The sequence below is a fragment of the Kitasatospora sp. NPDC098652 genome (genome assembly GCF_044760155.1).
Taxonomy (GTDB): Bacteria; Actinomycetota; Actinomycetes; order Streptomycetales; family Streptomycetaceae; genus Kitasatospora.
In genome coordinates this window covers 44,929-65,142 of sequence record NZ_JBIWAQ010000014.1, presented here as the reverse complement: position 1 = coordinate 65,142, position 20,214 = coordinate 44,929, and the positions used below count along the sequence as shown (strand labels likewise).

The window sequence follows — 20,214 nt, the reverse complement described above, 5'->3', positions numbered from 1 at the left end:
AGGGCGGGGCCGCTCGGGCTCGGGACGGGCCTCAGCCCGTGGTGAGCACCAGCTTGTGCTTGGTGGCCTTCTCGACCGCGTCCGGCGTGTAGGCCCAGGTCAGCAGCTTGCCCTTGAGCCAGAGGTCGGTCTGGTCGTTGTAGTTCTGGTGGAAGGCGTGGCCGGAGGCGCCGCCGACGTTGACCCAGCGCGAGGAGTCCAGGTCGTTCAGGTCGACCACCATCCGCATCGACGGGATCCAGTCCACCTGGTAGCCCGCCGCCGCGTTCCAGCCGGCCGCGTCGACCGCCGCCGAGCCGCCGGAGAGGCGGTACGGGCCGCGGTTGAGCAGCTTGTGGACGAGGCCGGAGGCGATCGAGGAGTTGTCGGTGCCGAGGGTCTGCTCGCGCAGCTCCAGCTTGTGCAGACGGCCCCAGCTCCAGGTGGAGATGTCCTTGCCGAGCAGCGAGGTCAGGTCCTGCCGGGCGTTCTTCATCGCCTCCTTGAGCAGGTTGTCCAGGCCCTTCTGCTCCTTGTGGTCCGAGTCGATGTACGTCCACCAGGAGCTGTCCGGCTTGTCGAGCTGGGCGCGCACGACCTCGGTCCAGCGGTCGCCGCCGTCCGGCTGGGCCTTGCCCGGGTCGCGGGTGCCGCACTGGGTGACGATCTTGCTGGAGCTGTCCGGCTTGGTCGGGTCGTCCTGCTGGCGCACCAGCAGGCAGTTGTCCTTGGCCCGGATGTCGGCCGGGAACTTCTGCCCGAAGGCCAGGCTGAGCAGGTTGCGCCAGACGCCGTTGTAGTAGGCGGCGGCGGCCGAGTCGGCGTCCTGGTGGAAGTTCCAGTCCTTCAACAGGTCCTGGGCCTCGCGCACGTAGGGGTCGTCGATCCGCTGCTTGAGCAGCAGCGGGACCAGCGTCTTGGCCATGATGCTGGTGTTGTCCAGCTGGAGGGTCTGCATGTCGTCCGGCGAGATCTTGCCGTTGTTCTTGAGCAGGCCCTCGATCTGGTCGGTGATCTCCTTGGCCCGGGTGCCGTACTCCCAGTCCTTGGTGAGGTTGTACTTGTAGCCCTGGTCCACCACGGCCTGGTTGGCGGTGACGATGTAGCCGGACGCCGGGTTGAGGCTGTACGGCAGGGCGGTGAAGGGGACCGGGTCCGGCTTCCACTGGTACGAGGAGTCCCAGCCCGGGGCCGGCATGGAGCCGTCGCCCTTGCCGCGCACCGGGACGACGCCCGGGGCCTGGTAGCCGATGTTCTTGCTGTCGGCGTAGATCAGGTTCTGCGCGGGGACGGCGAAGTCCTTGGCGGCGGCGCGGAACTCGTCCCAGTTCTTCGCCCTGTCGAGCTCGAAGACGGCGTCCATGGTCCTGCCCGGGCTGAGCGCCGTCCACTGCAGGGCGACGCCGTAGCCGCCGGTGCCGCGGTCGGGGGCGGAGCTGCCGTTGGGGGCGTACTTGCCGACGTTCTGCTGCTCGGTGCTCACGTCGGAGATGAGCGGGGCGCCGGTGCGGGTGGTGCGGACGGTGATGGTGCGGTCCTCGCCGCCGGCGACCTTGATGGTCTCCTTACGGAGGTCGAACTTCTCGTCCTTGCCGTCCACCTGGTAGGTGTCCGGGCCGGTGACCTTCTCCAGGTAGAGGTCGGTCACGTCGGCGCCGAGGTTGGTGAATCCCCAGGCGACGTCCTTGTTGTGGCCGATCACCACGCCGGGCATGCCGGCGAAGGTGAAGCCGGAGACGTCGAACTGGCAGGCCGGCGAGGCGGTCCGGCAGTGCAGGCCCATCTGGTACCAGACCGAGGGCAGGCCGGGACCGAGGTGCGGGTCGTTGGCCAGCAGCGGCTTACCGGTGGTGGTGTGCGAGCCGGCGACCACCCAGGAGTTGGAACCGATGCCCTGGCCGGGGCGGCCGAGCAGCTGCGGCATCGCGTCGATCCGGTCGGTGAGGCCCTGCAGCAGCGCCTTGGTGGTGGCCGCGCCCTGGGCGGTGCCGGCACCGGGGGCGGCACCGGCCGGGGTCGAGCCGTCGGCCGGACGGTAGGTGTCGCCGTTGACGGTGCCGGTCTTCACGATCGTGCCGTTGCGGGCGTACGGGTAGTCCGGGTACAGCTCGGCGATCTTGTCCGGGCCGAAGTCCTGGGCCAGCAGCGAGCGGTCGACCTCCTCCTGGAGGTTCCCGGAGAGGTTCCAGGCCATCGCCTTGAGCCAGGCCACCGAGTCGACCGGGGTCCACTGCTCGGGCGTGTAGCCGCTGTTGACCACGCCGAGCATGGCGTACTCCAGCGAGGCCTTCTCCCCGCCGGGGTGCTCGGCGAGCCAGGCGTTCACGCCGTCCGCGTAGGCCTGGAGGTACTTCTTGGTCTCCGGCGAGAGCTTGGTGTCGTACTCCTTCTGCGCCACCTGCCGCCAGCCCATGGTGCGGATGAAGGAGTCGGTGTCGACCTGGCCGTCACCGAACATCTCGGACAGCCGGCCCGCGGTGATGTGCCGCCGGACGTCCATCTCCCAGAAGCGGTCCTGGGCCTGGACGTAGCCCTGGGCGCGGAACAGGTCCTCGCTGGTGTCCGCGTACAGCTGCGGGATGCCGTTGGCGTCGCGCTTGACGTCGACCGGCGCGCTCAGGCCCGCCACCTTGACCGTGCCGTCCACCTCCGGGAAGGAGGCGCGGACCGCGGTGACCCCGCGGTAGCCGCCGTAGCCGACGCCGGCCACCAGCAGCACGACCAGCACGATCACGATCAGACGGGCGCGCCGGAACTTCTTCGAGCGGGGCATCTGGGTCCTTGCGGTCCTGACTTCGGGGCGGGCGGGCGTGTCCCGGGCCTGGGGCCGTGACAGGGCACCACATTAGGCCGAGTCGGACGACCGGCGTGCACGGGGGACGCTCCCGGCGGGATCGGGGGAGGTCAACGAGCGGCCCGGAAGGGGCTGGTGGGCGCCCTGCGGGCGCTCGCGACGGGCGCGACGAGGGAGGAAGTAGGCAATGAAACTAAAGATATGGCAAAATGTTAGACTGAGTAACGATCCGCAAGGGGAGCATTGACGACTTCTTAACGGGTCGACGGTCCGGCACTGCCCCGGCCCGGCACCACCTGACACCCCGCCCGCCCATGCCTGCCCGAGGTGCCACTGCGTGAACGTCGCCCACCTGAACCAGCTCCTGCTCGAAGCCTCCGTGATCCTGCTCTTCGCAGTGGTCGCCGTCCGGTTCTCGACCCGATCAGGACTGCCCAGTCTGCTGATCTACCTCGGGATCGGCGTGGCGCTGGGCCAGAACGGGATCGGCGTCACCTTCAACAACGCCGAACTGACCCAGGTGCTCGGCTACGCGGCACTCGTGGTGATCCTCGCCGAGGGCGGCCTCAAGACCAGCTGGCGCGAGGTCAGGCCGGCCATGCCGGCGGCCACCGTGCTGGCCACCGTCGGCGTCGGCGTCAGCGTCTTCGTCACCGCGGCCGGCGCGCACTGGCTGGTCGGCCTGGACTGGCGCACCTCGCTGCTGCTCGGCGCGATCGTCTCCTCCACCGACGCCGCCGCCGTCTTCTCGGTGCTGCGGATGGTCCCACTGCCGCACCGGCTCACCGGCCTGCTGGAGGCCGAGTCCGGCTTCAACGACGCGCCCGTGGTCATCCTGGTCGTCGCCTTCGCCTCGACCGGCGAGCTGGACTCCTGGTACGTGCTGCTCGCCACGATCGCCGCCGAACTGGCGATCGGCGCCGCGGTCGGCCTGGCCGTCGGCAAGCTCGGCGCGTTCGCGGTCAAGCACGTCGCCCTGCCGTCCTCCGGCCTGTACCCGATCGCCGTGGTCGCCCTGACCGTGCTCGCCTACGCCGGCGGCGCGCTGCTGCACGGCTCCGGCTTCCTCGCCGTCTACATCAGCGCGGTGATCCTCGGGAACTCCAAGCTGCCGCACGGCCCGGCCGTCCGCGGCTTCGCCGACGGGCTCGCCTGGATCGGGCAGATCGGGATGTTCGTGCTGCTCGGGCTGCTCGCCGCGCCCGAGAGCATGGGCGACGCGGTGGTCCCCGCGCTGGTGATCGGCGCGGTGCTGGTCTTCCTGGCCCGGCCGCTGTCCGTGGTGCTCACGCTCACCCCGTTCAAGGTGCCCGCCCGCGAGCAGGCGCTGCTGAGCTGGGCCGGACTGCGCGGGGCGGTGCCCATCGTCCTGGCCACCATCCCGGTGGTCTCCGGGGCGCACAAGGCCGACGACGTGTTCAACATCGTCTTCATCCTGGTCGTGGTCTTCACCCTGCTCCAGGGCCCGACCCTGCCCTGGATGGCCAAGCGGCTGCGGATCGGCGAGGGCGCCATGGGCCAGGACCTCGACATCGAGTCCGCGCCGCTGGAGAAGCTGCACGGGCACCTGCTCTCGGTCACGCTGTCGCCGGCCTCGCGGATGTCCGGCGTGGAGATCAGCGAGCTGCGGCTGCCCAAGGGGGCGGCGGTCACCCTGGTCGTGCGGGACGGCAGCTCCTTCGTGCCGGACAAGGCGACGATGCTGCGCGGCGGGGACGAACTGCTGGTGGTCACCACGGACGAGGTCGGCGAGGCGGCCGAGCGGCGGCTGCGGGCCGTGGACAAGGGCGGCAAGCTGGCGGGGTGGCTGAACGGGCGCTGAGGCGCGGCCAGGGTTGCTCGGGTGGCTGGGGTGGCCGGGGTTGCTCGGGTGGCCGGGGTGGCTGGGGTGACTGGGGTGACTTGAGTGGCCCGGGGTGCGCCGGTGGCCTGGGGTGCTCGGGTGTTCTGGGTGGCCTGGCGGGATCTACGCGCGTAACTGTATGCTGGTACGACCACGCCGTATGACTACCGTTAGACCACCCCCAGCATCTGCCTGACGCAGAGTTGGCGCGACCGCTCGGCGGCCGCGGCCCGGCCCCGGCCCACCAGGCCCGGCCGGCCCGGTATCTACCCCGGTCGACGCGCGAGAGGACGACTCTCGGCGCCGTCGGGGCCACCCCATGCCCTGCCGCGCTACCAGGCAGCAGGAAGGACCGACCGTGACGGCCCGCCGAACGGTCGAGATCACCGCGGACAACGCTCCGGACACCGCGGACAGCACCCCGAACAGCGCGACCGCCGACGCCGTGACACCGGCCAAGGTCGGGTACGGCGCGCTGCTGCGCACGCCCGGAGCCTGGACCTTCCTGGCCCCCGCCTTCATCGCGCGACTGCCCTACGCGATGCTCAGCATGGGCATCCTGCTCCTGGTCAAGGACACCCACGGCTCCTACGGCACCGCGGGCACCGTCACGGCCATCGCCGCCGTCGCCCAGGCCCTGATCGGCCCGCAGACCGGACGGCTCGCCGACCGGTACGGGCAGGCCGCCGTCCTCGTCCCGACCGTAGCGGTGCACGCGGCCTCGGTCGGCCTGCTGATCGCGCTGGCGCTCGGCCACGCGCCCGCCTGGAGCCTGTTCCTGGCCGCCGTCCCGGCCGGCGCGAGCGTTCCGCAGATCGGCGCGATGGTCCGGGCCCGCTGGATCGCCACCATCGGCGCCCAGGGCGCGTCCGCCTCCGCCTCGGCCAAGGTGAGCACCGCCTTCGCCTTCGAGTCCGTGACGGACGAGTTCACCTTCGTGATCGGTCCGATCCTGGCCGCCAACATCGCCACCTCGGTGAACCCGGCCACCGCCCTGGTCGTCGAGGCCGCGCTGACCTTCGTCGGCGGCCTGGTCTTCGCCGCCCAGCGCCGCACCGCACCCGCCCGGATGACCCCGGAGCCCGGGGTCCGGCGCGCCTCCGCGCTGTCCTCTCCCGGCGTCCGGCTGCTGGCCGGGGTGATCCTCGGGGTCGGGGCCGTCTTCGGCGGCATGCAGGTCTCGGTGAACGCCTTCGCCGACTCGGTCGGCCAGCACGACGCGGCCGGCACCGTGTACGGGATCTTCGCCGGCGGCTCGATGGTCGCGGGCGTGCTCTACGGCGTCATCGCCTGGCGGCGGGCCGTCCAGCAGCGGATGGTGATCAGCTACGCGCTGCTGGTGGCGGGCTGCTCCACGCTGTGGGCGATGCCCAACCTGGTCACGCTGTCGATCGCCGCGCTGGTCTGCGGCCTGGCCATCGCGCCGACCCTGATCAGCGGCTACACCCTCGTCGAGACCCTGGTCGAGGACGGGGCCAAGACCGAGGCCTTCACCTGGCTGACCGGTGCCATCGGCCTGGGCCTGGCGGTCGGCTCGATGGTGGCCGGGCGGCTGATCGACGGCCACGGGCCGTCCGCCGGCTTCCTGGTGCCACTGGTCGGCGCCGGGCTGGGGCTGATCGCGCTGGTGTCGCTGCGGCGCCTGCTGGTGGCCCCGAGCGGGACGAGCCGCGTGGTGGCCTCCTCGGCCGACCTCGGCGGCGCGGGACAGCTGGTCGGTGCCGCGAAGGGCTGAACGCACGGTCGTCGGTGACTCGGTACCGGCTCATCTCACACCGGATTCGCTGGACTGATCCAACGGAATACCGCATCATTGACCATCGTTAGCACTCATCAGGCGAGAGTGCCAGGAGGAAGACAAGTGCCCACGTACCAGTACCAGTGCACCGAGTGCGGCAGCGGCCTGGAGGCGGTGCAGAAGTTCACCGACGAGGCGCTGACCACGTGCCCCGAATGCCAGGGACGGCTCCGCAAGGTCTTCTCGGCCGTGGGCGTCGTGTTCAAGGGCTCGGGCTTCTACCGGACCGACAGCCGTTCGTCCTCCAGCAGCTCGGTGGGCGCGGCTTCGTCCGCCGGCTCGTCGACCGGCTCCTCGGCGTCGTCGGGCTCGACCGGCTCGTCGTCCGGTTCCTCGAGCGCGTCGAGCGCGTCGAGCTCGTCCAGCAGCCCGGCTCCGGCCGCCGGCTGACCTCGGTTTCACGGGAAGGCCCGTCGACCCCGCTGCGCGCGGGGACGGCGGGCCTTTTCGCGCGCCGCGGCGGGCCTTTCGCGCGCCGCCGTCAACTTCCGGAATCGAAACAACTCCTGCGGGTGTACGAAGTTATCCACAGGGGCGGGTTTGTCCACAGGCTGTGGGAATCGATTTCCGGAGCGCGGCAAGAACGCGCAAGGTGTGGGACACCGAGCAAGACCCGACCGAGTCCGGAGGTGTCCCGATGTCGACCACGAGCCTGTCCCTCCCGCTGCCCGCCCCCTCCGTACCGCCCCGGCGGGAGGTGCCGAGCTTCCCACCGATCCGGCGCGGCTGCGGCGGGTGGCACCGCTGGCGCCGGGCCGTCCGGCGGCGGGGCGGGGTGCCCGCGCTGGTGCTGCTCGCGGCGGCCGCGGCACTCGCCTCCGGGCCCGCACGGGCCGGCCTGCCACCGCCGCCGGGCGGCGCCGTGGGCCGTACGGGTTGTCAATCCGGGCTTCCGGAAGATCACCCGTAACCCGGCAACGACTTCGTCGTTCGAGGCGGCATGAAAGGCTTCAAAGAATTCCTGCTGCGTGGAAATGTCGTCGAGCTCGCCGTCGCCGTGGTCATCGGCGCGGCCTTCACCAACATCGTCAACGCCTTCGTCAAGGGCGTGATCAATCCGATCGTCGGCGTGTTCGGGACGAAGGACCTGGCGTCCTACAGTTCCTGCCTCAAGGGGCCCTGCGAGGTGAGCGCCACCGGTGAGGTCACGTCCGGGATCCTCATCCTGTGGGGGTCGGTGCTCAGCGCCGTCCTGCAGTTCCTGATCACCGCCGCCGTCGTCTACTTCGTGCTGATCGTGCCGATGAACCGGATGGCGGCCAAGCGCAAGAGTGTCGCCGAGGTGGCGGCCGAGGCCGAGGCCAAGGAGGTCCAACTGCTGACCGAGATCCGCGACGCGCTGGTCGCGGCGCGCTAGGAAGTCCCTCAGTCGCCGTGGTGCGGCGGGCGCTGGCTCAGGTACCAGTCCAGCCCCCGCCCACCGCCGGCACCCGCCCCGGGGCGATCGCCCCAGCCGGCGTCAGTGTCGTCCCGGGACTGCTGGTCCAGCGGGTCACGGAAGACCAGGCGGGCCTTGGCAGGGGCGGGAGGGGTGGGAGTGGCAGAGGTGGTGGTGGGTGGGGTGGTGGTGGGTGGGGTGGTGGAGGTGGGAGGGGTGGAGGAGGAGGGAGGGAGGGGGGAGGGGGAGGGAGGGGCGGGGGTGGCCCCCCGCGTGCGGCCCTGGCCCAGTTCGCGCCCCGGTTCCGGCGCCTGCTCTTGTTCCTGCTCGCTCATCTCGTCCACTCCCCTGCTCACGGTCCGACCTGTCCTTTCAGCGTAGAAGCCTCGTGAGGCTCCCGGCGACATGCGCCGGCCCGGGTGCGGAGCGCTCCGCACCCGGGCCCGGGTGGTCGACCTCGGCCGCCGGCCGTCAGGCGGCTTCGAAGCCCGCATGGTCGGCGATCTTCTTCAGTTCGGCCAGGGCGTGCTTCTCGATCTGCCGGATCCGCTCGCGGGTGAGGCCGTGCTGCTTGCCCACCTCGGTGAGGGTGCGCTCGCGGCCGTCCTCCATGCCGTACCGGGAGCGGATGATCGAGGCGGTGCGGTCGTCCAGCCGCCCGATCAGGTCGTCCAGTTCCTCGCGGCGGAGCATGACCATCACGGCGTCCTCGGGGGACGTCGCCCCGGTGTCCTCCACCAGGTCACCGAACTGGGTCTCGCCCTCGTCGTCGACCGACATGTTGAGACTGACCGGGTCGCGCGCCCAGTCCAGCACGTCCTTGATCCGGGCCTCGGTGGTGTCCAGCTCGGCCGCGATCTCGGCCGGCTCCGCCTCACGGCCCAGCTCCTTGGACTTCTCCCGCTGCACCCGGCGGATCCGGCCGAGTTCCTCGACCAGGTGCACGGGCAGCCGGATGGTCCGGGACTGGTCGGCGATCGAGCGGGTGATCGCCTGCCGGATCCACCACGTCGCGTAGGTGGAGAACTTGAAACCCTTGGCGTAGTCGAACTTCTCGACGGCGCGCACCAGGCCGGCGTTGCCCTCCTGGATGAGGTCCAGCAGGGGCAGGCCGCTGCGCGGGTAGCGCCGGGCGACGGCCACCACCAGACGGAGGTTCGAGCGGATGAAGACGTCCTTGGCGCGCTCGGCGTCGGCGGCTATCACCTCCAGCTCCTCGCGCGTGACGCCGTCGGGGAGTTGACCGTCGGGGAGTTCGCTCTCCTCCAGCAGGTGCTGGGCGTACACACCGGCCTCGATCCGCAGCGAGAGCTCGACCTCCTCGGCGGCATCGAGCAGGGGCGTCCTGGCGATCTCGTCGAGGTACATACCGACCAGGTCGCGGTCGGCCTCAAGGTTGGTCGGGCGGGCCGCGCGAGTCCGGTCGGCCCTGTCGCGAACGACGGCACGGGTGGCCATGCTTGCTCCCTTTGCTGGTGTTGCCGAGGTCTGCCTGCCTGCCCCCCTGGAGGGCAAGAAGTGCGGGCCCCCAGGGGCTCACACGTAACGATCCAACGAACAGATTCCGGACAACATTCCCAAGTCGTTCAGATTCTTCCTCGGGATGCAGTATCCTGCCGGTTTTCACTCCGGTTCTGGACACTCGGTGACCGCCCGGGCACCTCGGGTGCCCGTTCGCGACCGCTCGTAGAGCGCTTCTTCACCGCCCGCACACGCAACCGTCGCCCATTGGTTGAACAGGCGAACACTCGTGGACGTTCCCGCGCGCCCCCGGCTTCCGCCCGCGCCCGCCCCCCGGCGCACGCAGGTCCTCCGCACAAATGATGCCGAATCGCTATCACTCCAGCTCCCGATCGGCGCAGCGCACTGGGAAGGTGTCAGGCATGCACCTGACCAACAGCACGAGACCCGTCACCGTGCGTCATCGCCGCCTCCTCCGGGACGCGTCGGTCGCGCTGGGCTGCGCCGCGCTGTTCGGCCTTCTGGCGACACTGGTGACGGACCGCTGGAGCCCCCTGCACGAGTTCGACCAGGACTGGATCGACGGACTGCACTCCTACGCCCGCGATCACCGGATCTGGACCGCCGCGGTGCAGACCCTCTCCGACATCGGCGGCCCCGTCACGATGCGTATCCTGCTGGGCTGCGCGGCCGCCTGGCTCCTGCTGATCGGCGCCCGGGTGCTGGCCGGCTGGGTGGCCGCCCAGGCACTGGTGGGCTGGGCGGCCCAGTGGACGCTCAAGCTGGCCGTCGGCCGGCAGCGGCCCGCCTTCTCCGATCCGGTGTCGCACGCGGGCGGTCCGGCCTTCCCCTCCGGGCACGCCATGGCCTCGGCGATCACCTGTGCCGTCCTGGTCGGCCTGCTCTGGTACCGGGTCGGCCGACGCGGCCGGACCGCCGCCTGCGCGGTGGCCGCGGTGACGGTGCTGACCATCGGCTGGACCAGGACCGCCCTCGGGGTGCACTGGCCCAGCGACGTACTGGCCGGCTGGCTGGCCGCCGGCGCCGTGCTCGGCGCCGTGACGGCCGTGATCGAACTCTGGCGGCCGGGCGCCCTGGCCCGGGACGTCCGCCGGGTCAACTGGCGCACCAGACCCAGGGTCCAGCGGGTCATCGTGCCGTCCGTCCGGGCGCCGCAGGCCGACGGGCCGCTGGAGGACAGTGAGTTGGACGGTCCGGTCCGCTGATCTGCCCCTGGGCGGGCAGCGCCGGAGGACCGAGGGTACGGAGGGCGCGGGAACGCCGCAGGCCCTCCGACCCGGGTGGGCGGAGGGCCTGCGAACTGCGGTTCTGTATGTGCCCCAGACAGGAATCGAACCTGCGACACCGGCTTTAGGAGAGCCGTGCTCTATCCCCTGAGCTACTGAGGCGTGGCCGGTCGGTGACCAGGCCGTTCACAGCGTACCGGATCTGGGGTCGGCCGGGGGTGGCGGACCGGGAGGCGGGGGGTGCCGGGGTCTGACGGGGGGACAGCGCGGGGGGGGGAGCCGGGCGGGCCCGGCTCCCCCCGCGCCGGGACGGTCAGAGCAGGCGCAGCAGGCGGGACTCGATGGACGGCGGGTTCAGGTCGCTCTGGAGGGCCACCCGGACCTCCGTCCGGCTGTCGCCCGCGCCCACGCGCAGCGTGCCGACCTCCTTGCCCGCCTTCTCGTTGTGGCCCAGTGCGGACGGGTCCAGGGTGACGGTGCCGGTGACGCCCGGGAAGCCGGGCACCACGAGGTCGTTGGTGGCGACGACCGCGACCTTGCCGCCGAGGCCGTCGTCCACGCTGCCGACCACGTCGCCCTTCTTCACCACGGTCTGGCCGGTCAGCCCGTTCTGCGCGGCCTGGATCTGCTTGCCGCTGACCTTGAGCACGGTCGGCAGGATGCCGTCGCCGACGTTCGGGCCGGTGGCCTGCTGGCCCAGGGTGACGCCGAGGATCAGCCGCTTCACGCCGCCGATCTCCTTGTACGCGGCCCACATCAGGCAGCCGCCGGCCGGGGTGCTGGAGCCGGTCTTGACGCCGATGACGCCGGTCTTCGGGTTGATCAGGTTGTTGGTGTTGGGGATCTTCACGTTGTTGAACGTGGTGTCCGGGGTGGAGACGATCTGCCGGAAGATCTCGTCCTGCATGACCTGCTCGGCCAGCTTGAGCTGGTCCTTCGCGGTGGACTTGGTATCCGCGTTGAAGCCCGCCGGGTCGGCGTAGGTGGTGTTGGTCATGCCGAACTTGGCCGCGGTGTCGTTCATCTGCTTGACGAACGCGTCCTCGGAGCCGGAGTGGAAACGGGCGAGCAGCCGGGCCACGTTGTTGGCGGACGGCAGCATCAGCAGTTCCAGCGCCTGGTACTCGGTGAGCTCCTGGTTCTCGACGAGGGTCACCCGGGACTCGTCGGCGTTGCCGGACTCCTGCGCGGCCTGCTTGTCGACCTTGATCTTGGGGCCGCTCTCCCCCTTCTTGAGCGGGTACTTCTGCAGGATCAGGTAGGCGTTCATCACCTTGGTGACGCTGGCGATCGGGGCCGGCGTCTCCTGGCCCGAGCTGCCCAGGCTGCCGACGCCGACCACCTCGGCGGCGGACTGGCCCTTGGCCGGCCAGGCGAGGTCCAACTGGTCACCGGCGAAGCTGAAACTGCCCGCGGTCGTCATCCGCATCTTCGGGTCCGGCAGCGGGCGCAGCAGCTGGGCCACCACGAGCACGCCGAGCACCACGGCCAGGAAGGCCGTCCAGATGGTGATCCGCTTGAGCGCGCGGCGCAGCGGCGAGACCGGGCGGGCGTTGAGGGTGGCGAGCACCTCCATCGCCTCGGCGGTGTTCTCCGGCGAGGGCAGCGGCTGGGGCTGGGGCTCCGGCTCGGGCTCCGGCCGGGGCGCCGGCCGCGGCGGCACCTGCTGGGAGGGCAGCGGCTCGGGCCGGGGCAGCGGCGGGACGGGCGGCACCGGGCGCTGGTCCGGTTCGGGCAGCGGTGTCGGCGCAGGGGTGGGGGTGGGGGCCGGCTTCGGGGCGGGCCGGGGCAGCGGTTCGGGGGCCGGGTCCGGCTCCGGCAGCGGAGCGGGCTCCGGGGGCTCGGGGACGGTACCGGCGGTGGGCGCCGCCGCCGGGGCTGCGGGAGTACGGAGCGGCGCGGGCTTCTCCAGCTTCCCGGACCGGCCCGACTGCCCCGCCCCGCCCGGCCGCTGACCGGGCTGCCCGTTCCCGGTCAGTGCGACGGGCGCGGTGGTGTCGGGGGTCTCGGGGGTGTCGGAGGTCTCGGGGGTCTCGGAGGTTCCGAGGGTCCCGGGCGCGTCGGCCTTCCCGGCGGCGGAGGCGGTGGCGTCGTCGGGCGTGTCGGCCTTCCCGGCCTCCGCCCGCTTCGCGCTCTCCGGCTGCTCGGATCCTGCGGGCTTCGCGGCCTTCGCGGCCTTCGCCGCCTCATCGGGCCGGTCGGCTTCGTCGGCTTCGTCGGTTTCACCGTCGGCCGGCTCCGCCGCCGCGGCGGTCCGGATGGCGAGACGCGGGTCGGCGGCGGGCGGCCGCTCGGCGCTCCCCTGCTCGCCGTCGGCCTCCGGCGCGTCCTTCTCGTTCTGTGCGCCGTCGCCGGAGCCGCCCTTGTCCGCGGGCTTGCGCAGCTCGTCCGGCAGTCGCAGCGCGGTGGTCCGGTTGTCCACCGGCAGCCGCAGGGCGGTGGTCCGGTCGTCCACCGGCAGCCGCAGGGCGGTGGTCCGGTCGTCCGTCGGCAGCCGCAGCGTGGTCGTCCGGCTGTCCACATCCCGGACACGGAGCTCCACCGTCGGGCCGCCCTTGGCGCCCGCCTTCGGCGCGTCGACGGAGGAGCCGGCAGCGGTGTCGGCAGAGGTACCGGTAGCGGTGTCGGCAGCGGGCGAGGCGTCAGCGGACGCGTCGGCGGCAGCCTCGGTCGAGGCGCCGGCCGAGGACCGGACAGCCCCGGCTGACTCCCCGGCTGACTCCCCGGCAGCCGCCGCGCCCGCCCGTTCGCGCTCGCGGTCCCGCTCCCGCTCGCCGTCCCTCAGCACCCTGTCGGGGGACTCGCCCACGTATCCCAGCCTCCTCAACGCCCGGCGGGGCACCGGCAGACCCGATTTCGGGAAGCCGACGCCCCGCCCCGTGTACCTGTACAGTCTCCGCCACCGACGGCCGTCCGGCCGCGCACACCCCGCCCGACCGGCGCTTATTGCCGCCGCACGGCCGCAACGCGGTCTGTTCGAGGGTCAGACGCCGGGCCCGAGGCCGCCGGTTCCGCGCCTTCACCGCAAGGTCACGATTCGGAGGCGTACTCGACAAGCCCGTGTGAGAGGCGTCACCCTGTCTCTCATCCACGCGGGGAGGCTTGGATGGGCAAGAGCCGCAGAACTGTTCCCGAGGAACTCTTGCTGCTCGCTTTGGACCCGACCACGGGTACCACGGCGCAGCCGCAGACCCTCGACCTCGGACTCGCCGGGGCCCAGCTCGTCGAGCTGTCCCTGGCCGGACGGATCGTACCGGAGGGTGACCGGATCGCCGTCGTGCTCGCACGGCCGACCGGCGACCCGACCCTCGACCACGCACTGGAACTGCTGCGCCGACGCGGCAGTCCGGTCCGCGCGGCGCACTGGATCGGCGGGCCCCGACTGGGGCTGCGACAGACGTACCTGGCGCACCTGGAGCGCTGCGGCATGGTCACGGCCGTGCCGGGACAGGTGTGCGGGGTGCTGCCGACGACCCGGTACCAGGCGTCCGACGACTGCACCAACGCCGCGATCAAGCAGCGACTGGACACCGCGATCCGCACCGGCGTGCCGCCGGACCCGCGGACGGCCGCGCTCGCGGCCCTCGCCCACTCGGTGGGGCTGGGCAAGCACCTGTACCCGGGCAACGAGGGCCGGTCCTCACGGTCGCGGCTGCGCGATCTGATCCGGTACGACCCGTTGGGCGGGATGGTCGCGCACGCCGTGATGGACGTGCAGAACGGCCTGCCGGCGCAGCAGAACCGTTCATCCCAGGGTTCCGGGGCCACAGCCGGAGCCGGTTCCGGGCGCTCCGGTGCCCGTGTCACGGGCCGGGCCCCGGGCGGGCGGGTCCCCGCACCGCGGGTCGGGGTGCGCTGACCCGGACCCCCGGCCCCGTACCGGGCGACAACCCGGACCATACGTCCGACAGGTCGTCCGACGGAACGCCCGGCAGCGCACGGCGCACCGTTCGCGCCCCTCGGCGGCGCTGAACGACCTTCCGCACATCTCCGCACCACCAGGACGACCGGTACCACCGGCGCCACCGGCACCGCCGGAGACACCGGGAACACCGGAAGCACGAGAAGTACGAGAAGCACCAGGAGCACAGAGGGGCGGTCGCCCCGCGACGCAAGTCGCCCGGCGACCGCCCCTCTGCCGTTCCCGCAGGCCCGTCGGGGCCCACCGCAACTACCGGTTCGAGTCGCCGAGCCGCATTACCACCTGGGGGCTTTCGCTGTCTCACAGACGCGCTTTTCCGATGATCTGTTCTACTGCGCTGCTGTGATTCCCCGGCGCCGACCTGGCCCAAGGTGACATGCTGCTCCAAGTCAGGGGGGTTGGTCCCAATGTCCGAAGTGTTCCGAGGGCTGCCGTTCCAACGATCACCAGAGGTTCGGCCGGAGGTCGACGTGTCCGCGAACATCAATCCCACCGTGCGCCGCCGACGCCTCGGCTCCGAGCTGCGCAAACTCCGCGAGGGCCTGGGCATGACGGCGGAGGAGGTGGCCGGCCGTCTGATGGTCTCCCAGTCGAAGATCAGTCGGCTGGAGAACGGCCGCCGCAGCATCAGCCAGCGCGACGTGCGCGATCTCTGCGACGTGTACAACGTGGCGGACGAGCAGATGCGCGGCAGCCTGATGGAGATGGCCAAGGAGTCCCGCCAGCGCGGCTGGTGGCACGACTTCAACGACATGCCGACCCCGTACAGCGTCTACATCGGGCTGGAGGCCGAGGCCTCCTCGATCCGCGCGTACGAGTCCTCCTTCATCCCCGGCCTGTTGCAGACCGAGCAGTACGCCCAGGCGGTGGTCGAGGGCACCCAGCCGGACACCGACGCGATCGCGGTGCAGCGCCGGGTCCAGGTGCGGATGAAGCGCCAGGAGCGCGTCCACGGCGACAACCAGCTCGGCAGCCTGTGGACCGTCATAGACGAGGCGGCGCTGCGCCGCGAGGTCGGCAGCCGCGAGATCATGGCCCGCCAGCTGCGGCAGATGCTGGAGCTGAGCCTGCGCCCGAACATCACCATCCAGGTGATCCCGTTCTCGCACGGCGCCCACCCCGGCATGACCGGGACATTCTCCCTGCTGGAGTTCCCGGAGTCAGCCGATTCCACGGTTGTCTACTTCGAAGGTGTGACGAGCGATCTCTACCTGGAGAAGGAGGCCGATGTGCGCCGCTATACCGGTCTGTACGACTACCTGAGAGCGGCCGCACTCGGTGTCGCGGAGAGCCGGTCGCTGATAGCCGACATCGAAGAGGGATACCACGAATGAGCACCGCCGCCGAGCACGGAACCCGTTGGCGCAAGAGCAGTCACAGTGGAGGCCAGGGCGCCTGCGTGGAGATCGCCGGACCGGCCGCGGGTGCGGTCGCGGTCCGGGACTCCAAGGACCCGGCCGGTCCGCAGCTGCGCTTCTCCACCCAGGCCTGGAACGCCTTCGCGTCCGCCGCGGCGGCGGGGGCCTTCGGCGAGGTCTGAACGGGATCCGTGCTCGGCCCAGTTGCCCGTAGCGCTGTCCGTCGCCCCGAGCGGCGGCGGTCGGAGCTACGGGCAACTGCCGTTCCGGGGGCCCTCGTCCGTACGGCCGGCGGGCCGCGCGCCGCCGTTCAGGGCCCCGCCGTTCAGTGCGCCACCGGGTAGCGGGTGGCCCAGCCGGCCCCCTCCGGGCTCTGCGGGTCGTGCAGTTCGGTGCCGTGCATCAGCTCCAGGGTGAAGTCGTCGGCGAGTTCGAGGATCGCTCCGCGCCCCTCCAGCCCCGCCACCAGACCCGGCGGCAGCGCGGTGTCGCCGTGCAGCACCCCGAGCAGGTTGCCGCATATCGAGCCGGTGGAGTCGCTGTCCCCGGAGTGGTTGACGGCCAGCAGCAGGCCGGAGCGGACGTCGTGGGCGACCAGCGCGCAGTAGACCCCGATGGCGAGCGCCTCCTCGGCGACCCAGCCCTCCCCCAGGGCCTCGACCCGTTCGGCGGACGGCTCGCCGGCCCGGACCGCGTCCAGTGCGGCGCGCAGCGCGGCGGTGGTCTCCTCGTGCGCGTGCCGTTCGGAGAGCAGGGCCAGCGCCAGGTGCACGCCCTCCTCCAGGGTGCCGCCGCGGGCGACGGCCTGGACGATCACCGCGAAGGCGCCCGCCGCGAGGTAGCCGGTGGGGTGGCCGTGGGTGAGCACCGAGCACTCCACCGCGAGCTGGAACACCAGGCCCGGCTCCCAGGTGGTGAGCAGCCCGAAGGGCGCCGCCCGCACCACCGTGCCGCAGCCCTTGGAGTGCGGGTTCTTGGGCCGGTCCAGGGTGCCGAGGCGCTCGCCGTCCGGGCCGGTGAGGCCGGTCAGGCAGCCCTGGCCGGGGGCGCGCCGGGCGTACAGCCACTCCTCGCGGCCGAGCCAGCCGAGGTCGGGGCGGCGCTCGTCCGGGCCCCAGTCGCGCTGGGTGGCGGCCCAGCGCAGGTAGGCCAGGTGCAGGTCGGTGGGCGGGTGCCAGCTGCCGGTGTCGCGCCGGATGTGGGCGCGGATCAGGCCGTCCACGGTGAACAGGCTGAGCTGGGTGTCGTCGGTGACGGCGCCGGTGCGCCCGTGGGCGGGGAGGTAGCCGGTGACGCCCTGCGGGCCGTGCTGGGCCCGGATCTTCTCCAGCGGCTCGAACTCGACGCCGGCGCCGAGCGCGTCACCGATGGCACCGCCGAGCAGGCAGCCGCGCACCCGGCTGCGGAAGTCCTGCTGCTGGGCTCGTGACCACAGTGGCATCACGACGGGGCGCCTTTCGTCGGGGTCGGGGGCCGCGTGCGACACCACGGCCGCCGACGCGCCCTGGCACTGTACTTCGAAGGTTCGAACGGATCGACGGGATCCCTCGTACTCCGGTGCCGGCTCGCTCCGGTGCCCCGCGTGCCCCACGTGCCCCCGCGTCCGGCCACGTCCGGCCCACGTCCGGCCCGCCGACGGTGCGGCGGGCCGGACGCCCGGCGCCTCAGTCCAGGACCGGCAGCAGCTCCGGCAGGTGCCCGTCCGAGGCGAGCGCCGCCGCCCGCCGCTCGGCGGACACCTCGCCGTAGACGGTGGTGCGCTGGCGGTGCGGGCGGCCGGCGGCCTCGGCGATCGCCTGGAGGTCGCGCACCGACTTGTAGCTGCCGTACGCCGAGCCGGCCATCCGCGAGATGGTCTCCTCCATCAGCGTGCCGCCGAGGTCGTTGGCGCCGGAGCGGAGCATCTCGGCCGCGCCCTCGGCGCCCAGCTTGACCCAGCTGGTCTGGATGTTGGGGATGTGCGGGTGCAGCAGCAGCCGGGCCATCGCGACCACGGCGCGGTTGTCCCGGGCGGTCGGGCCGGGGCGGGCGATGCCGGCCAGGTAGACCGGGGCGTTGGTGTGGATGAACGGGAGGGTGACGAACTCGGTGAAGCCGCCGCTGCTGTTGGATTCGAGCGAGCGTTGCTGGATCTCGGCGAGCAGCCGCAGGTGCCCGAGCCAGTGCGCGGGGGTGTCCACGTGCCCGTACATCATGGTGGACGAGGAGCGGATGCCCAGCTCGTGCGCGGTGGTGACCACCTCGACCCAGGTCGCGGCCGGCAGCTTGCCCTTGGTGAGCACCCAGCGGACCTCGTCGTCGAGGATCTCGGCGGCGGTGCCGGGGATGGTGTCCAGGCCGGACTCCTTGGCCCGCTGCAGCCAGTCGCGGATCGACAGGCCCGTCCTGGTGGCCCCGTTGACCACCTCCATCGGGGAGAAGGCGTGCACGTGGATGCCGGGGACCTTCTCCTTCACCGCGCGGGCGATGTCGAAGTAGGCGGTGCCGGGCAGGTCCGGGTGGATGCCGCCCTGCATGCACACCTCGGTGGCGCCCACCTCCCAGGCCTGGGCGGCCCGTTCGGCGACCTGCTCCAGGGAGAGGGTGTAGGCGTCGGCGTCGGTGCGGCGCTGGGCGAAGGCGCAGAAGCGGCAGCCGGTGTAGCAGACGTTGGTGAAGTTGATGTTCCGGGTGACGCAGTAGGTGACCTCCTCGCCGACCGCCGACCGGCGGACGTCGTCGGCGATCCGGCACAGGGCGTCCAGGGCCGGGCCGTCCGCGTGGAAGAGCGCCAGCGCGTGGTCGTCGGTGAGCTTCGTCGGGTCGTCGGCGGCCACCGCCAGCGCCTCGCGCAGGTCCCCGGCGAGGCGCTCGGGCGCGCCCTTGGCCAGCACCTGCTCGCGCAGCACCTCCCAGTCGCCGTACACGTCCTCGAAGTCGGCCCGGCGGTCGCCGGTGCGGCCCTCGGTGTCGACGGCGGTGTGCAGGTCGGTCCGGCCGTACGACTCCGGCAGGTCCTCGGGCTCCTGCCAGGGGCGGCCCAGGACGGTCGCGTCCGGGTTGGCCAGGCCGGTGGCCGGGTCGGCCAGGGCGCGCACGTGCGGCAGCACCCGCGGGTCCAGCCAGGGTTCGCCGCGCAGCACGTACTCGGGGTAGACGGCGAGGCGCTCGCGCAGTTCGAAGCCGGCCGCGGCGGAGCGCTCGGCGAGGCGGTCGATCTGCGGCCAGGGGCGCTCGGGGTTGACGTGGTCCGGGGTGAGCGGGGAGACGCCGCCCCAGTCGTCGATGCCCGCGGCGATCAGCCGCTCGTACTCGCCGTCGACCAGGTTCGGCGGCGCCTGGAGGCAGGCGGTCGGGCCGAGCAGGTGCCGGGCGACGGCCACCGTGGCGACCAGTTCGTCCAGTTCGGCGTCGGGCATGCCGCGCATCGCCGTGTCCGGCTTGGCCCGGAAGTTCTGCAGGATCAGTTCCTGGATGCCGTGGTAGGCGCGGGAGACCTTGCGCAGCGCGAACAGCGACTCGGCGCGCTCCTCGTACGTCTCGCCGATGCCGATCAGCAGGCCGCTGGTGAACGGGACGGAGCTGCGGCCCGCGTCCTCCAGCACCCGCAGCCGGACGGCGGGTTCCTTGTCCGGGGAGCCGAAGTGCGGGCCGCCGGGCTCGCTCCACAGCCGGGTGGCGGTGGTCTCCAGCATCATGCCCATCGAGGCTGAGACGGGCTTGAGGCGCTGGAAGTCCGTCCAGCTCAGCACCCCGGGGTTGAGGTGCGGCAGCAGGCCGGTCTCCTCCAGGATGCGGATGGACATGGCCCGGACGTAGGCGACGGTGTCGTCGTAGCCGTGCGCGTCCAGCCACTCGCGGGCCTCGGGCCAACGGTCCTCGGGCTTGTCGCCGAGGGTGATCAGGGCTTCCTTGCAACCGAGTTCGGCTCCGCGCCGGGCCACCTCCAGCACCTCGTCCGGGGACATGAACATCCCGTGCCCGGCCCGGCGCAGCTTGCCGGGGACGGTGGCGAAGGTGCAGTAGTGGCACTTGTCGCGGCAGAGCCGGGTGAGCGGGATGAACACGCTCTTGGAGTAGGTGATGACGCCGGGGCGGCCGGCCGCCTCCAGGCCGGCGTCGCGCACCCGGGCGGCGCTCGCACACAGGTCGCGCAGGTCCTCGCCTCTGGCCTGGAGCAGTACGGCGGCCTCGGTCGGGTCGAGGGCCACGCCGTCCCGGGCGCGGCGCAGGGCGCGCCGCATGGCGTTCGCGGTCGGAGGGTTGCTTGCGTCCGTTGCGGTTCCGTCCATGGCGCGACCCTACGCCAGGGTGGTACGGCAGGATGACCCAACCCTGAGGCCGTCTCAGGGTCGGCGTACCCGTCAGGTTCACCTCGAAGTGCCCCTGCAGGGCGATGACGTGGCGGCGGCACCGGCCTCTAATGGAGGAGCACGGCCAATCGCACGGGTTCGT

The 20,214-nt window shown here is 72.0% G+C and carries 14 protein-coding genes and 1 tRNA gene; 8 read left to right on the top strand and 7 right to left on the bottom strand.

Annotation, left to right across the window (positions count from 1 at the left end; translation table 11 throughout):
• Positions 1–31: 31 nt before the first annotated feature.
• Positions 32–2,752, bottom strand: a complete 2,721-nt coding sequence (locus tag ACIQWA_RS27010) for a penicillin acylase family protein (RefSeq protein WP_402486886.1) — start codon at positions 2,750–2,752, stop codon at positions 32–34.
• A gap of 358 nt (positions 2,753–3,110) precedes the next feature.
• Here ACIQWA_RS27010 and ACIQWA_RS27005 point away from each other — a divergent pair, with 358 nt between their 5' ends.
• From ACIQWA_RS27005 to mscL, 4 genes are all read left to right on the top strand, one after another.
• Positions 3,111–4,595: a potassium/proton antiporter gene (locus ACIQWA_RS27005; RefSeq protein WP_402486883.1), complete on the top strand. Its 1,485-nt coding sequence runs from the start codon at positions 3,111–3,113 to the stop codon at positions 4,593–4,595.
• A gap of 466 nt (positions 4,596–5,061) precedes the next feature.
• Complete coding sequence (locus ACIQWA_RS27000; protein WP_402487127.1) at positions 5,062–6,351, top strand: MFS transporter; 1,290 nt, start codon at positions 5,062–5,064, stop codon at positions 6,349–6,351.
• A gap of 126 nt (positions 6,352–6,477) precedes the next feature.
• Positions 6,478–6,804 (top strand): FmdB family zinc ribbon protein, encoded by a 327-nt coding sequence (locus tag ACIQWA_RS26995; RefSeq protein WP_402486880.1) that lies wholly within the window; start codon positions 6,478–6,480, stop codon positions 6,802–6,804.
• A gap of 550 nt (positions 6,805–7,354) precedes the next feature.
• On the top strand, positions 7,355–7,771 hold the full coding sequence (mscL, locus tag ACIQWA_RS26990; protein ID WP_360231278.1) for a large conductance mechanosensitive channel protein MscL: 417 nt from the start codon (positions 7,355–7,357) through the stop codon (positions 7,769–7,771).
• Positions 7,772–7,779: 8 nt separating this feature from the next.
• Here mscL and ACIQWA_RS26985 read toward each other — a convergent pair whose 3' ends face one another.
• A complete protein-coding gene (locus ACIQWA_RS26985; RefSeq protein WP_402486876.1) occupies positions 7,780–8,148 on the bottom strand; it encodes a hypothetical protein in 369 nt (122 codons plus the stop codon).
• Between the two features lie 115 nt (positions 8,149–8,263).
• Positions 8,264–9,250, bottom strand: coding sequence for a sigma-70 family RNA polymerase sigma factor (locus ACIQWA_RS26980; protein WP_360245727.1), 987 nt, complete (start codon positions 9,248–9,250; stop codon positions 8,264–8,266).
• Positions 9,251–9,675: 425 nt separating this feature from the next.
• On the opposite strand from ACIQWA_RS26980, the gene ACIQWA_RS26975 reads away from it, so the two are divergent.
• Entirely contained in the window at positions 9,676–10,479 is an 804-nt protein-coding gene (locus ACIQWA_RS26975; RefSeq protein WP_402486873.1) for a phosphatase PAP2 family protein, read from the top strand.
• 110 nt (positions 10,480–10,589) lie between these two features.
• Here the strand turns inward: ACIQWA_RS26975 and ACIQWA_RS26970 are convergent.
• Positions 10,590–10,662: transfer RNA gene (locus ACIQWA_RS26970), tRNA-Arg, on the bottom strand.
• A gap of 151 nt (positions 10,663–10,813) precedes the next feature.
• Entirely contained in the window at positions 10,814–13,309 is a 2,496-nt protein-coding gene (locus tag ACIQWA_RS26965; RefSeq protein ID WP_402486870.1) for a serine hydrolase, read from the bottom strand.
• 297 nt (positions 13,310–13,606) lie between these two features.
• On the opposite strand from ACIQWA_RS26965, the gene ACIQWA_RS26960 reads away from it, so the two are divergent.
• The 3 genes from ACIQWA_RS26960 (at position 13,607) to ACIQWA_RS26950 (ending at position 15,962) form a co-directional block, all read left to right on the top strand.
• A complete protein-coding gene (locus tag ACIQWA_RS26960) occupies positions 13,607–14,359 on the top strand; it encodes a GPP34 family phosphoprotein (RefSeq protein ID WP_360245736.1) in 753 nt (250 codons plus the stop codon).
• A 533-nt stretch (positions 14,360–14,892) separates the two neighbouring features.
• Entirely contained in the window at positions 14,893–15,756 is an 864-nt protein-coding gene (locus ACIQWA_RS26955; RefSeq protein ID WP_360245739.1) for a helix-turn-helix transcriptional regulator, read from the top strand.
• On the top strand, positions 15,753–15,962 hold the full coding sequence (locus ACIQWA_RS26950; protein ID WP_360245742.1) for a DUF397 domain-containing protein: 210 nt from the start codon (positions 15,753–15,755) through the stop codon (positions 15,960–15,962). The genes ACIQWA_RS26955 and ACIQWA_RS26950 overlap by 4 nt, the downstream gene beginning before the upstream one ends.
• A gap of 143 nt (positions 15,963–16,105) precedes the next feature.
• Here the strand turns inward: ACIQWA_RS26950 and ACIQWA_RS26945 are convergent, their stop codons facing one another.
• Positions 16,106–17,221: an ADP-ribosylglycohydrolase family protein gene (locus tag ACIQWA_RS26945; protein ID WP_360245745.1), complete on the bottom strand. Its 1,116-nt coding sequence runs from the start codon at positions 17,219–17,221 to the stop codon at positions 16,106–16,108.
• A gap of 223 nt (positions 17,222–17,444) precedes the next feature.
• Positions 17,445–20,051: a bifunctional FO biosynthesis protein CofGH gene (locus tag ACIQWA_RS26940; protein ID WP_402486864.1), complete on the bottom strand. Its 2,607-nt coding sequence runs from the start codon at positions 20,049–20,051 to the stop codon at positions 17,445–17,447.
• Between the last annotated feature and the right edge of the window lie 163 nt (positions 20,052–20,214).

What these genes read in the sequence shown, in the direction of transcription:
- ACIQWA_RS26980 (WP_360245727.1), bottom strand. Translation starts at nt 9,250, where the DNA reads ATGGCCACCCGTGCCGTCGTTCGCGACAGGGCCGACCGGACTCGCGCG.
- mscL (WP_360231278.1), top strand. Translation starts at nt 7,355, where the DNA reads ATGAAAGGCTTCAAAGAATTCCTGCTGCGTGGAAATGTCGTCGAGCTC.
- ACIQWA_RS26940 (WP_402486864.1), bottom strand. Translation starts at nt 20,051, where the DNA reads ATGGACGGAACCGCAACGGACGCAAGCAACCCTCCGACCGCGAACGCC.
- ACIQWA_RS26945 (WP_360245745.1), bottom strand. Translation starts at nt 17,221, where the DNA reads ATGCCACTGTGGTCACGAGCCCAGCAGCAGGACTTCCGCAGCCGGGTG.
- ACIQWA_RS26950 (WP_360245742.1), top strand. Translation starts at nt 15,753, where the DNA reads ATGAGCACCGCCGCCGAGCACGGAACCCGTTGGCGCAAGAGCAGTCAC.
- ACIQWA_RS27010 (WP_402486886.1), bottom strand. Translation starts at nt 2,752, where the DNA reads ATGCCCCGCTCGAAGAAGTTCCGGCGCGCCCGTCTGATCGTGATCGTG.
- ACIQWA_RS26960 (WP_360245736.1), top strand. Translation starts at nt 13,607, where the DNA reads ATGGGCAAGAGCCGCAGAACTGTTCCCGAGGAACTCTTGCTGCTCGCT.
- ACIQWA_RS26975 (WP_402486873.1), top strand. Translation starts at nt 9,676, where the DNA reads ATGCACCTGACCAACAGCACGAGACCCGTCACCGTGCGTCATCGCCGC.